11 protein-coding genes are annotated in these 12688 nt (G+C 70.8%); 3 read left to right on the top strand and 8 right to left on the bottom strand.

The window, feature by feature from the left end; translation table 11 throughout:
- Positions 1 to 106: 106 nt before the first annotated feature.
- Together ACFWY6_RS37450 and ACFWY6_RS37445 are read right to left on the bottom strand one after the other, a co-directional pair.
- Positions 107 to 1060 (bottom strand): phospholipid scramblase-related protein, encoded by a 954-nt coding sequence (locus ACFWY6_RS37450; protein WP_384700179.1) that lies wholly within the window; start codon positions 1058 to 1060, stop codon positions 107 to 109.
- Positions 1061 to 1158: 98 nt separating this feature from the next.
- Positions 1159 to 3216 carry a phosphocholine-specific phospholipase C gene (locus ACFWY6_RS37445; RefSeq protein ID WP_384700177.1) on the bottom strand — a complete coding sequence of 686 codons (2058 nt, stop codon included), beginning with the start codon at positions 3214 to 3216 and terminating at the stop codon, positions 1159 to 1161.
- A 241-nt stretch (positions 3217 to 3457) separates the two neighbouring features.
- Between ACFWY6_RS37445 and ACFWY6_RS37440 the strand changes: the two genes are divergently transcribed.
- Both ACFWY6_RS37440 and ACFWY6_RS37435 read left to right on the top strand, forming a co-directional pair.
- Entirely contained in the window at positions 3458 to 4648 is a 1191-nt protein-coding gene (locus ACFWY6_RS37440) for a serine hydrolase domain-containing protein (protein WP_384700175.1), read from the top strand.
- A 25-nt stretch (positions 4649 to 4673) separates the two neighbouring features.
- Positions 4674 to 5351, top strand: coding sequence for a TetR/AcrR family transcriptional regulator (locus ACFWY6_RS37435; protein WP_384700173.1), 678 nt, complete (start codon positions 4674 to 4676; stop codon positions 5349 to 5351).
- Here ACFWY6_RS37435 and ACFWY6_RS37430 read toward each other — a convergent pair.
- Genes ACFWY6_RS37430 through ACFWY6_RS37405 form a run of 6 tightly spaced genes read right to left on the bottom strand, consistent with a single transcriptional unit; the run spans position 5293 to position 11921 of the window.
- On the bottom strand, positions 5293 to 6708 hold the full coding sequence (locus ACFWY6_RS37430) for a hypothetical protein (RefSeq protein ID WP_384700171.1): 1416 nt from the start codon (positions 6706 to 6708) through the stop codon (positions 5293 to 5295). The genes ACFWY6_RS37435 and ACFWY6_RS37430 overlap by 59 nt on opposite strands.
- Positions 6708 to 8039, bottom strand: coding sequence for an MFS transporter (locus ACFWY6_RS37425; protein WP_384700169.1), 1332 nt, complete (start codon positions 8037 to 8039; stop codon positions 6708 to 6710). The genes ACFWY6_RS37430 and ACFWY6_RS37425 overlap by 1 nt, the downstream gene beginning before the upstream one ends.
- Positions 8040 to 8055: 16 nt before the next feature.
- Positions 8056 to 8529: a MaoC family dehydratase gene (locus ACFWY6_RS37420; protein WP_266872283.1), complete on the bottom strand. Its 474-nt coding sequence runs from the start codon at positions 8527 to 8529 to the stop codon at positions 8056 to 8058.
- Positions 8526 to 10070: a long-chain fatty acid--CoA ligase gene (locus ACFWY6_RS37415; RefSeq protein WP_384700167.1), complete on the bottom strand. Its 1545-nt coding sequence runs from the start codon at positions 10068 to 10070 to the stop codon at positions 8526 to 8528. The genes ACFWY6_RS37420 and ACFWY6_RS37415 overlap by 4 nt, the downstream gene beginning before the upstream one ends.
- A 34-nt stretch (positions 10071 to 10104) precedes the next feature.
- Positions 10105 to 10974 carry an amidohydrolase family protein gene (locus ACFWY6_RS37410; RefSeq protein ID WP_384700185.1) on the bottom strand — a complete coding sequence of 290 codons (870 nt, stop codon included), beginning with the start codon at positions 10972 to 10974 and terminating at the stop codon, positions 10105 to 10107.
- Positions 10975 to 10985: 11 nt separating this feature from the next.
- Positions 10986 to 11921 carry an SDR family NAD(P)-dependent oxidoreductase gene (locus ACFWY6_RS37405; RefSeq protein WP_384700183.1) on the bottom strand — a complete coding sequence of 312 codons (936 nt, stop codon included), beginning with the start codon at positions 11919 to 11921 and terminating at the stop codon, positions 10986 to 10988.
- A 251-nt stretch (positions 11922 to 12172) separates the two neighbouring features.
- Here ACFWY6_RS37405 and ACFWY6_RS37400 point away from each other — a divergent pair, with 251 nt between their 5' ends.
- Positions 12173 to 12589, top strand: a complete 417-nt coding sequence (locus ACFWY6_RS37400; protein WP_384700181.1) for a MarR family winged helix-turn-helix transcriptional regulator — start codon at positions 12173 to 12175, stop codon at positions 12587 to 12589.
- Positions 12590 to 12688 lie beyond the last annotated feature (99 nt).

Raw genomic sequence — 12688 nt, 5'->3', positions numbered from 1 at the left:
CATCGACCCCCACCCCCCACCCCCCCCCGCCCCCCAAACACACCCCCCGCGAGCGGCCCCCCCCCCACCCCGGGCCCCCCCGATCCCGTTTCCGAGAGGAACAACCTCACCCAAAGCCCCGCGAGTCCTGCTTCAGGGCGGTGTCAACAGTGAGGGCCGTCGCCACGACGAGGCTGAGCAGCGGCTCGGGCAGCTGGTAGTGGATCTGCAGGACGTAATTGTCCGCGGTCGTGAACATCGTCTTGGCGAGGCCTTCCCAGGTCTTGGTGATCCGGGCGACCTCGTTGTCGGCGTGGTCGACGATCGAGAAGTTCCAGGCGCGCCAGTTCTCGGCCTTGATCGCGCCGGCCTGCTGGCCGTTGACCATGATCGCGAAGTTGATCTTCCCGATCATGTTCTGCTGGACGATCTCGCCGATCGGCTGGCCGTCCGGGCGCTCGACGATGACCCGCGACTTCATGAACTTGCGGGGGCGGGTCAGCTGGAGCACCGGCTGGCCGTAGGCGTCGCGGATCTCCAGCTTGTGCGTCATGAACTGGTCGATGCTGGAGACGAAGCGCGCGACCTTCTTCAGCGTGCTCTGGCCGACCTGGACGACCGAGCCGAGCGCGTTGCCCGACTGGTCCATCACGCTGTACTCGTTCGTCAGCTCGATGAGCTTGGCCTTCTGGTTCACCACGAGGACCGGCTCGGTGAAGAGCGTGCCGCCGCCCTGCGCGCTGGGCGCGACGCCCGCCTGCTGCTGGACCTGGCGCTGCACCTTGGCCGGGTCGGCCTGCGGGGCCGCCTGCTGGGGGTGACCGTACTGGCCCTGCTGAGGGGCCTGCTGCTGGCCGAACTGCCCTTGCGGCTGGCCGTACTGCGCCTGCTGCTGGGCCGGCTGCGGCTGCGCTGGCTGTGCCTGATGCGGGACCTGCTGGCCCTGCGGCTGCTGGCCCGCCGCCTGCTGGTCCGGGCTGGTGTGCTGGGTCCACTGGGAACCGTCCCACCAGCGCAGCAGCTGGGGTGCGCCCTGGGGGTCCGGATACCAGCCTGCAGGAGTGTTCGAATGCGTTGTCACCCGGGCACAGTACCCCGATGGGCGGGGCGGTCCGCCAGCCCTTCGCAGGGGCTGTGACGTCGGACTCACCGCCCCGCCGCACGGGGACCAGATTTACGTCAGGCCGAGACGATCGCGGGGTCGCTGACGCCCGCCTCGCCGTTCTCGACATGTCCCGCGAGGCGCCGCAGGAACGTGCCGTCCGCGTCGGACTTCACCGTGACGTCGTACCAGCGCTTGCTCGCCCGCAGGTCGACGGTGTGCTCGACGGTGCCGCCCGCCTTCACCTTGAACGTCTCGGCCGCGCCGCCGTAGGCGTTGGTGAGCGTCAGGTTCACGTCGGCGCCGCCCGCGTTGCTCAGGGTCAGCTTGAGGTTGCCGGTCGCCTTGTCGTGACGGGCCGTCACCTCCGGGCCCGCCGTCTTGCCGGGGCCCTTGAAGACCCGCAGGAAACCGTTCGGGCCGAACACCGACAGGTCGTACGCGCCCTTCGAGTACGCGGTGTTCCAGGTGTCGGAGATCTTCTTGCCGGCCTCCGTCGTGTACGTCCAGGGGCCGTCCGTGCGGTTCTGCGACCGGACGTGGAAGCACGCGCCCGCCGCGTCACCGCCGCTGAAGGTCAGCGTGAACTTGCCGTCCGCGGGCGCGCCCGCGCCGTCCACCAGCGGGGCGTACGGCAGCGGGCGTGCGGGCCGTGAGCCGGACTCCTGCTTGGGCAGTGCACCCTTCGCGGGCGCCTTGGGCACGTAGTCGGGGTGCCGCTCGTGGTCCGGCGGCTCGTAGGCGCCGGTGTCGGGCAGCTTCGCCGGGTCGGTGTCCTTGCCGGCGAAGTCGAAGGCGGAGGTGAGGTCGCCGCAGATCGCGCGCCGCCACGGCGAGATGTTGGGCTCCTGAACGCCGAACCGCTTCTCCATGAACTGGAGGATCGAGGTGTGGTCGAGCACCTGCGAGTTCACGAAGCCGCCGGTGCTCCACGGCGAGACGACGATCATCGGCACGCGCTGGCCGAGACCGTAGTGCCCGGCCGCGTAGGAGGCGTTGCCCGGGAAGTAGTCGAGCGCCGTGTCCACGGTGGACAGGCCCTGCGAGGCGGACGACGGGACGTACGGCGGCACGATGTGGTCGAAGTAGCCGTCGTTCTCGTCGTACGTGATGAACAGGGCGGTCTTGGCCCACACCTCGGGGTTGGAGGTGAGCGCGTCCAGGACCTGCGCGATGTACCAGGCGCCGTAGTTGACGGGCCAGTTGGGGTGCTCGGTGAAGGCCTCGGGGGCGGCTATCCAGGAGATCTTCGGGAGCTTGTCGGCCTTGACATCGGCCTTGAGGATGTCGAAGTAGCCGTCGCCCGCCTTGACGTTCGTGCCGGTGCGGGCCTTGTCGTAGAGCGGGTCGCCGGGCTTGGCGTTGCGGTACTTGTTGAAGTAGAGCAGCGAGTTGTCGCCGTAGTTGCCGCGGTAGGCGTCATCGATCCAGCCCCACTTGCCGGCCGCGTCCAGACCGTCGCCGATGTCCTGGTAGACCTTCCAGGAGACCCCGGCCTGCTCCAGGCGCTCGGCGTACGTCGTCCAGTCGTAGCCCAGTTCCTGGTTGCCGAGGACCGGGCCGCCGCCCTTGCCGTCGTTGCCGACGTGGCCGGAGAGCATGTAGTAGCGGTTGGGGTCGGTGGCCCCGATGAACGAACAGTGGTAGTCGTCGCAGACGGTGAAGGCGTCGGCGAGCGCGTAGTGGAACGGGATGTCCTCGCGGGTCAGATACGCCATCGAGCGCTCGGACTTGGCGGCGATCCAGTTGTCGTACTTGCCGTTGCTGAAGGCACTGTGGCCGCCGGCCCAGTCATGGTCGAGTCCGGCGATGAACTGCATGCCGAGGTCCTCGGCGTCCGGGTGGAAGGGCAGTGTCTCCTTGCCGCCGCCGGACTGGTTCCACACCGGTTTGCCGCTGGGCAGCGTCACCGGGCGCGGGTCGCCGAAGCCGCGTACGCCCTTCATCGTGCCGAAGTAGTGGTCGAAGGATCGGTTCTCCTGCATCAGCACGACGATGTGCTCGACGTCCTCGATGGAGCCGGAGCGGCGCTGGGCGGGGAGCGCGGCGGCGCGGGCGATGCTCTGCGAGAGAGTCGCGAAGGCCGCTGTGCCGCCGGCGAATTGCATGAAGCGGCGCCGATTGATTTCAGGCATGGGTGTGTTCGACCTCGTGTGTGGTGTGGGGGACGCGGGCGGGTGAAGTGTGTCAAGGGGAGCAAGTGCGGGGGAAGGGCCTGTGACCTGTATGTGAAGAGAAGTCCAACCTCTGGTGCGCGGGACACAAATGCCGTCCCGTGGCCGGTGATCGCACCGCCCCCGGCACAGCACTAGGTGCCAGGGGCAACCATGCGCGAGGATGTCCCGGGTCGGCGGGACACAGCGACCGAGGAGAGTCATGACCGTGCGCGTCCATGGCACCTGCGCCCCCGGATTCGAGGGCGTACGCGAGGAGTTCGAGCGCAATTTCGCCGAGCGCGGCGAGCTGGGGGCGGCCGTCGCCGCGACGGGCGAGGGGGAGTTCGTCGTCGACCTGTGGGGCGGCGACGCGAAGAAACCAGACAAGACGGGCACGCGCGCGTGGCAGCGCGATTCGCTGGTGAACGTGTACTCGACGACCAAGGGGATGACCGCGCTGTGCGCGCATCTTCTGGTCGACCGGGGCGAGCTCGACCTGGACGCGCCGGTCGCCCGCTACTGGCCGGAGTTCGCACAAGAGGGCAAGGCGGACATCCCGGTGCGCTGGCTGCTCAGCCACCGCTCGGGGGTGGTCGCGCCGCGCGAACCGATGGCGCCGGACGACCTCTACGACTGGGAGAAGGTGTGCGGTGCCCTTGCCGCGACGCCTCCGTGGTGGAAGCCGGGCACGGCGCAGGGGTACCACGCCATGAGCTTCGGCTATCTGGTGGGCGAAGTGGTGCGCCGGATCACCGGGGTCTCGCTCGGCACGTTCCTGCGCGGTGAGGTGACGGAGCGGCTCGGCGCCGATGTCTTCGTCGGCACGCCGGTGAGCGAGCACGGCCGGTGCGCGGACATGGCGAGGCCGGTCGCCGCGTCCGGCACCCAGAGCGGCTTCAAGACCCCGCCCGAGCCGCCGGTGCGCTCGCTCGACGACCACCCGCTGGCCGCCGTCACCCTGTCCCTGCAGTATCTCCCGGTCGCCAACGTGAACGGCGCGGCCTATCGCAGCGCCGAGATCCCCGCGGCCAACGGGCACGCCTCCGCGCGGGGTCTCGCGACGGTGTACGCGGCACTGGGCGCCGGCGACCTCGTCGGCTCGGCGACGCTGGAGCAGCTGCGCACCCGCCAAGGGGAGCCCGACGAACCGGATCTGGTGCTCGCGGCGGGCACGGCCTGGGGCGAGAGGTGGGAGTGGGGGCTCGGCTACATGCTGAACCTGTACGGCCAGGCGGGGCCCAACCCGCGGGCCTTCGGCCACGGGGGCATGGGCGGCTCCTACGCGTTCGCCGATCCGGAGAACCGGGTGGCGTACGCGTACGTGATGAACCGGATGGGGTCCGGGACATCCGGGGACGACTTGCGGAGCGTGCATCTGGTGGGGGCGCTGTACCGCGCGCTCAAGGGGTAGACCCCGTGGCGGCTAACCTCTCCCGATGGAGCACAGCCCCCGCCACCGCCCCACCGGGCAGTACGCCGCCGCGGACGCCCGCCGGGCGGGCATCATCGACGCCGCCCTCGTTCTCTTCGCGGAGTCCGGCTATCTGAACTCCTCCCTTGCGAAGATCGCCGCCGAGGCCGATACGTCCGCCACCGTCATCGCCCATCACTTCGGCTCGAAGCAGCGCCTTCTGATGGCGGTCCTCGAAGCCCGCGAGGAGCGCACCCTGCGGACCTTCGGGCGGCTGCACCCGGACTCCGGCGGCGACGACGTCCGGGTGCTCTTCCGTGAGGTGCTCGCCCTCGCGGAGTACAACCTCACCCAGCCGGGCCTCATCCAGCTCTACACCCGGCTCTCCGCGGAGGCCGGCGATCCCGCGCACCCGGCGCACGCGTACTTCCGGGAGCGGTACGAACGCGTCGTCGGCTCGCTCGCTTCCGTACTCCAACGTGCCGTGGACAAGGGGCAGTTGAGGACCGGCATCGACCCCGACGGCATCGCCCGCGAGATTCTCGCCGTGTCGGACGGGCTCCAGGTGCAGTGGGCGATCGCCGAAGGCCGCGTCGAGTTCGTGGAGCTCTACCGCGCGCACCTGGACCGGCTCACCCGCGCCCTCACCGTGGACGGCGCGGGTCTCGACGATCGGACGGGCGCGGGTAGGGACCCGGCCTGAAGTGCTCGTAGCGCGCGGCCGTCGTCGGATCGGAGTGCCGCGCCTCCGCGTTGAGCGCGGCCGGCGAGGTGTCGCCCCAGCGGCCCGTCGTGACGCGGCGCTCCGTCGTGTGGACGGCGGCCAGCTGCTCGGCGGGGCTGAACGTGCAGTGGCCCGCGTTGTCGACGTACGCCTGACGCAGGAGCGGCGCGCGGCCCGCCGCGGTGACCGTGTCGCGGTAGGCGCTCTCGGCGCGGACCGGGATGAGGGCGTCGCCCGTCGTGTGGATGTTCAGCTGGGGCTTGGCGAGGCGGCCGGTGAAGGCGACGTTGCGCTTCATGTAGCGGACGGCGGACGGGTCTGCCTTGATGCGGGGCGCGGCGGCCAGCGCGTTCAGGTCGGCGCGCAGGGAGCGGCCGGCGGACTTGTAGAGGGCCTTGACCTCCTTGTACTGGGAGGAGCGCGCGAGCATCGCCGTGTAGTCGACGCCCGTGTTCCAGGACATGCTGCCGCCCGCGCGCCGTTCGGCCTCCTGGCGCCAGGAGAAGGCGGGCGCCTGGACGAGACCGGTCAACGCCGCGTACTGGTTGGCCTGTTGGGCGGCGTGGTCGCCGGGGGCCGGGCGCGGCTGCTTCGGGTCGTTCCAGCCGGGCACGGCGTGCAGGGCCGCGGCGAGGGCGATGCGGGCGCGGCCCGAAGGGGTGGACTGGGCCCGGGTGAGGACCCCGCCGAGGCGGTCCGCCGCGTCCTTCGCGTCCGACTGGCCGCCGAATCCGGTCAGTTGGATACCGGAGTCCGGGGCGAGCAGGGTGCGCAGGGCGAAGACGGGGTCGAGGGTGGAGTTCCAGTTGGCGACGCCGCCCTGGACGAGGCCGCACATCGAGAGGGAGCCGTCGATGCGGTCCGCGTGGCGTTCGGCGATCGTGGTGGTGACGAGGCCGCCGTACGACTCGCCCCAGGCGAGGGTGCGGCGGGCCGTGCCGACCTTGGCGGTGAAGGTGTCCAGGGTGGCGAGCTGGTCGGGCACGGCCTGTTCGACGGCCCAGCCTGTGGTGGCGTAGGAGGAGCCGACGAGCGCGTAGCCCTCGCCGAGGAGTTCCTTCTTGGCCTGGTCGTCCGGGGCGTTCGATGCCGGGTTCGGGGATCCTGCGGGCCGGTAGCCGTGGCTGAACAGGAGGACGGTGCCGTTCCACTGTTCGGGGGTGTCGATGACGTACGCGGCACCGGAGGGCAGGGTGCCTTCGATGTGGCCGACCGGACTGCTGGGCGCGGCGGTTGACGGCGAGGCGGCGGCGACGAGGACGAGGGCGGCGAGGCCCGTCGCGGCCCTCGTCAGCGGGAGTGGCGGGAGTGGCGGGAGTGGCGGGAGTACGGGCATCAGGAGGGGACGCCTTCCTTGGATCGGACCTGAGCGGGTTCTTCCGCGGCGAGCGTGGTGCCGCTCGTCTCCCGGATCCGCCAGACGGTGAGCGCCGTGACGGCGGCACCGGCGGTGATCAGGAGGGCGACGGGGGCGCTTGTGTCGTACGAGGCGAGCAGGCTGCTCGCGACGAGCGGGGAGAAGCCGGCGCCGAGGAGCGTCGCGGTCTGGTAGCCGAGGGACGCGCCGGTGTAGCGCACACGGGTGCCGAACATCTCGGTGAGCAGGGCGCCGAGCGGGCCGTACATCGTGGACTGGGCGATGCCGTGGCCGATGACGCACGCCAGGATCAGCAGCCCCGGCCTGCCGGAGTCGGCGAGGGCGAAGACGGGGAAGGCCGTGGCCGCCGAGAGGAGCGCGCCGATGAGCACCACGGGGCGGCGGCCGACCCGGTCGGAGAGGATGCTGGCCAGCGGCATCACGATCAGGGCCGTGCAGGACGCCACGGTGACTCCGGTGAGGACCTGCGAGCGCGTATATCCGGAGTCCACCGCGTACGAGATCATGAAGCTGGTCATCAGCGACTGGGCGGTGAACGGGCCGATGCCGACGCACGCCGCGAGCAGCACGGAGCGCGGCTTGCGCAGCACGTCGAGCAGCGGCATCCGCGCCGTCGTCTTCTCACGCCGCGCGGCGGTGAACAGCGGGCTCTCCGCCACCTTCAGGCGGATGTAGAGCCCGGCGCCCAGGAGCACCAGGCTGAGCAGGAACGGCACGCGCCAGCCCCACGCCCGGAACTGGTCGTCGGGCAGCGTGCTGACCAAGGTGACGACGGCCGTCGAGAGCACGGTGCCGAGCGGCGCGCCCAGCTGAGTGAAGCTGGTCCACAGGCCGCGCGGCCGCTCCCCCGCGTGTTCGGCGACCATCAGCGTCGCGCCGCCCCATTCGCCGCCGATCGCGATGCCCTGCACGACGCGCAGCAGGACGAGAAGGACGGGCGCCCACACGCCGATGGTGTCGTACGTCGGCAGACAGCCGATGAGGAAGCTGCCCGCGCCCATCAGGACCATGGTCAGGAGCATCATCGACTTGCGTCCGAGCCGGTCGCCGAAGTGGCCGAAGACGATGCCGCCGAGCGGCCGTGCGACATATCCGGCGGCGAAGGTGCCGAACGCCGCGATGGTGCCGACGGACGATTCGGCTTCAGGGAAGAACAGGTCGCCGAAGACGAGGGCGGCGACGGTTCCGTACACCAGGAAGTCGTAGAACTCCACCGCCGTGCCGAGCAGGCCGGAGAGTGCGACTCTGCGCAACTGGCGTGTGCCGTGCGCTGGTTGGGCGTCAGGCATGGTGGGCCCCTCGCGGTCAGACGTAGAAGCGGGACAGGCTGCGCAGGACGCAGGCGGGCTTGGCGGCGCCCTCGATCTCGACGGTGCCGTCCACCGCGATCTGCACGCCGCCGCTCACCTCGTCGACGGAGGCGAGCCGGGCGACCAGGCGGATGCGCGATCCGGCGGGCACGGGAGCGGGGAAACGCACCTTGTCCAGGCCGTAGTTGACCTTCGTGGTGACGCCCTGGACGTCGAGGAGCTCGGTGAAGAAGGGGATGAAGAGGGAGAGCGTGAGATAGCCGTGGGCGATCGGGGCGCCGAAGGGGCCCTGCGCCGCGCGCTCGGGGTCGGTGTGGATCCACTGGTGGTCGTCGGTGGCGTCGGCGAAGGTGTTGATCCGCTCCTGGGTGATCTCGATCCAGGAGCTGGCACCGAGGTCGCTTCCGGCGAGCTTCTTGAGCTCGTCGAGGCCGTTGACGGTGGTCGTGGTGGGGGTACTGCTGCTCATATGGCGTTCTCCTGAGATGAGTTGGCGGGGGTCGTGCCGTAGCGGCGGCGCAGCTCGGGCTTGAGGAGCTTCCCGGAGGCGGTGCGCGGCAGTTCGGCGGCGACGACCAGGGATTTCGGGATCTTGTACTTGGCGAGCTGACCGGTGAGCGAGGCGAGCAGAGCGTCCGGATCGGGTGCGGCGCCCTCCCGGGCGACGACCACGGCGCGCGGCACCTCGCCCCACTTCGGGTCGGGCACGCCGATGACGGCGCACTCGACGACATCGGGGTGGGCGAGCAGGGCGCTCTCGACCTCGGCCGGGTAGATGTTCTCGCCGCCGGAGATGATCATGTCTTTGAGGCGGTCGGCGATGGTGACGTAGCCGTCGGGGTCGCGGCGCGCGGCGTCGCCGGTGCGCAGCCAGCCGTCGGCGAAGGCCGCCGCGCTCTCCTGCGGCAATCCCCAGTAGCCGGGCATGACATGGGGTCCGTGCACCAGGACCTCGCCCGCTTCACCGGCGTCGGCCTCCGTGAGGTCGGGGCGGACCACGCGTACGTCGGTGAAGAAGTGCGGTACGCCGGCCGAGCCCGCCTTGCTGACGGCGTGCTCGGCGTCCAGATAGAGCACCCCGGGCGAGGCCTCGGTCATGCCGTAGCCCTGCTGGAAGGCGAGTCCGCGCTCGGCGTACGCGGCGATGAGCGGGTCCGGGACGGGGGCACCGCCGCACATCAGGACACGCAGCGATGCGAGATCGGCGGTGTGCCAGCGCGGGCGGCGCGCCATCTGCTCGTACATCGTCGGCACGCCGAACATCGCGGTGACGCCGTGCCGTTCGACGAGGCCGAGCGTCGCGTCCGCGTCGAAGGACTCGACGAGGACGCAGGTGCCACCCTTGAGGAGGACCGGCAGGGTCAGCATGTTGAGTCCTGCCGTGTGGAACAGCGGGGCCGTGACGAGCGCGGTGGTGTCGGAGGTGAGATCGGCGTCGACGAGGACGTTGACGGCGTTCCAGGTGAGGTTGGCGTGGGTGAGCATGGCGCCCTTGGGGCGGCCCGTCGTCCCCGAGGTGTACATGATGATGCTGACGTCGTCGCCGGTGACGGGCTCGTCGAGCGGTGCCGTCGCCGTGGTGGCCGCGCTGGAGATCAACTGCTCGTAGTGCGGGCCCACTTCGACGGTCGTACGCAGGGCGGGCGCGAGCTCGGTGAGGCGTTCGGCCGACGTCGTGTGCGCCGGGGCATGGATCAGGGTGGCCGCGCCCGAGTCGTCGATCTGGTGGGCGAGTTCGGGGACGGCGAGGCGGGTGTTGAGCGGCACGAAGACCGCGCCGAGCACGCCCGCCGCGAAGAACGTCTCCAGGAAGGCGGGGTGGTTGGCGCCGAGGTAGGCGATCCGGTCGCCCCGCCGCACCCCGGACTCCCGCAGCGCGCGGGCGAGTTGAGTGATGCGGGTGTGGAGCTCGGCGTACGACGTAGTGGCGTCCCCGTACCGGAAGGCGGTGCGGTGCGGGGTCTTGCGGGCCCTGCGGGCGGGCCAGGAGCCGATTCCCTCGTTGCGCATGGGTGTGACCCCTTTCGATGGTGTCGTCGGCCGGTCAGCCCAGGCCCAGCAGCCGGGCCGCGTTCTCCTTGAGGATCTTGGGGCGGACCTCGTCCTTGATCTGCAGCTTCTCGAAGTCGGCCAGCCAGCGGTCGGGCGTGAGGACCGGGTAGTCGGAGCCGAAGAGGACCTTGTCCTTGAGCAGCGTGTTGGCGTACTGGACGAGCTGCGGCGGGAAGTACTTCGGGGACCAGCCGGAGAGGTCGATGTGCACGCCCGGCTTGTGCGTGGCCACGGCCAGGGCCTCGTCCTGCCAGGGGAAGGACGGATGGGCGAGGATGATCTTCAGCTGGGGGAAGTCGGCGGCGACGTCGTCCACGCACATCGGGTTCGAGTACTTCAGGCGGATGCCGCCGCCGCCCGGGACGCCCGCGCCGATGCCGGTCTGGCCGGTGTGGAAGAGGGCGATGGCGCCGGTCTCCTCGATCACCTCGTACAACTCATAGGCGAGCGCACGGTCGTTGGGGAAGAAACCCTGGATGCTCGGATGGAACTTGAACCCGCGCACCCCGTACTCCGCCACGAGCCGCCGCGCCTGCCGCACGCCCGCCCGGCCCCGGAACGGATCGATGGAGGCGAACGGGATGAGCACGTCGGGGTGTTGGGCGGCGGCTTCGGCGATCTCCTCGTTGGGAACGGGTGCCGTGCCGGTGGCCGACTCGGCGTCGACCGTGAAGACGACGGCGGCCATCCGCCGTTCGCGGTAGTACGCGGCGATCTCGGGCAGGGTGGGCTTCCGGTCGCCCTCGACCTTGAAGTACGAGGCGGACGCGGTGTCGAGTTCGGCGGAGAGGGAGGCCGCGCCCTTGGCGGAGACCTCGGCGTGGGTGTGGACGTCGATGGCGACGAGGTCACTGATGTCCATGCGGGCGGCCGTCACGCGGCCGGTACCTTCGGTGCAGGGATGCCGACGGACTGCGGGGCGCTGCCCACGGAGGTGTGCCAGGCGGCGGCGATCGTCTCCGGACTCCAACCTCCGTCCGCGTACGCCGTGTTGACCTCCTGCGGGTGTGACCACAGGGTGAGGCGGTCGCCGCCGATGCCGACGCACTGCCCCGTGACGTCGCGGGCCGCGTCCGATGCGAGGAAGGGGACGAGGGCGGCGCAGTCCTCGGGGGTGCCGAAGCCCTCGCCCTTGCGCAGGAAGCCGGGCAGCGGCTCGCCCCGCTCCCGCAGCGCCTCGATGTAGGGCGCGAAGGCGGGGATGGTCTCGGTCATGGCGGTGGCGGCGACCGGCACGATCGCGTTGACGGTGATGCGGGCCTTGGCCAGCTCCATCGACCAGGTACGGGCCATCGCGGCGATGCCCGCCTTGGCGGCGGCGTAGTTGGTCTGCCCGAAGTTGCCGCGCTGGCCGGCGGGCGAGCCCACCAGGATCAGGCTGCCGCCCTCGCCCTGCTCCCGCATACGGACGGCCGCGGCGCGGGCACAGGTGAACGTACCCCGGAGATGGGTGCCGACGACGGCGTCAAAATCCTCGTCGGTCATCTTCCACAGCACGCGGTCGCGCAGGATGCCCGCGTTGGTGACGAGCACGTCGAGCCGGCCGAACTCGTCGACGGCGCGGGCCACCAGACGGTCGGCGGCATCGGAGGTGCCGACGGCGACGGTTTCGGCGACGACGCGGGCACCCGCATCCCGCAGGGACTTGGCGGCCCGCTCGGCGGCTTCGGGATCGATGTCGTTGACGACGACGGCGGCTCCGGCCGCGGCGAGGGCGGTGGCGTAGGCGAGTCCGAGGCCTTGACCGGAGCCGGTGACGACGGCGACCTTGCCGCTGAGATCGAGGGCATCGGGGGCGGAGGAGTCCAGCACGAAGAGTTTCCCTTCAACAGGCAACGGTGAACGGTGAGTTCACCCGCACGACCCGTCGGCACGACGACACCGGGGCCGATCTGAGAAAGGAAGCTAAGACAAATCATTGTTGCCGTCAATGATTGCCGTCGTAATCAAGATTGCGGCATGCTGGACCCATGACCGCTCCCAGGACCCCCGACGCCACCCCGTCCGCCCGGCTCGACGCCACCCCGTCCGCCCGGCCCGTCGACGCGGACGAGCCATGGATGCGCGAGCTGCACGCCGACACCGGCTACCTCCTCTACCGGCTCGGTCTGCGCTCGGGACAGATGTTCAACTCCGCACTCCAGGAGTCGGGCCTCCGGCTGCGCCACTACGCGCTCCTGCGCTACCTGGCCACCGTCGAGGGCGCCCTGCAGCGGGAGTTGAGCGCGGCGCTCGGCTATGACCCGAGCGCCATCGTCGGCCTGGTCGACGACCTCCAGGGGCTCAGCCTCGTCGAACGCCGCCCGGCCCCCGGCGACCGCCGCAGCCGCATCGTCGTGCTCACCGACAAGGGCCGCGCCTACCTGCGCGACAGCGACGCGACAAGCCGGGTGACCGACGAGCTCACCGCGCCGCTGTCGCGGGAGGAACGGGCGACCCTGCACGCCCTGCTGCTGCGGGTCGCCCGGCCCCAGTGAGCCGAGTCGTCGATGCGTCGACGGCCCGCCCGGGGCCCGGGTGCGCGCCCCCGGGGGCGGGCCTCAAACCCGGCGCGACGCCCCCCCGCGATCCGGGGC

Origin of the sequence: Streptomyces sp. NPDC059037, assembly GCF_042740015.1 — a bacterium.
Classification (GTDB): domain Bacteria; phylum Actinomycetota; class Actinomycetes; order Streptomycetales; family Streptomycetaceae; genus Streptomyces.
The sequence above is the reverse complement of the archived record's forward strand: the minus strand, read 5'-3'. Positions and strand labels throughout refer to the sequence as shown.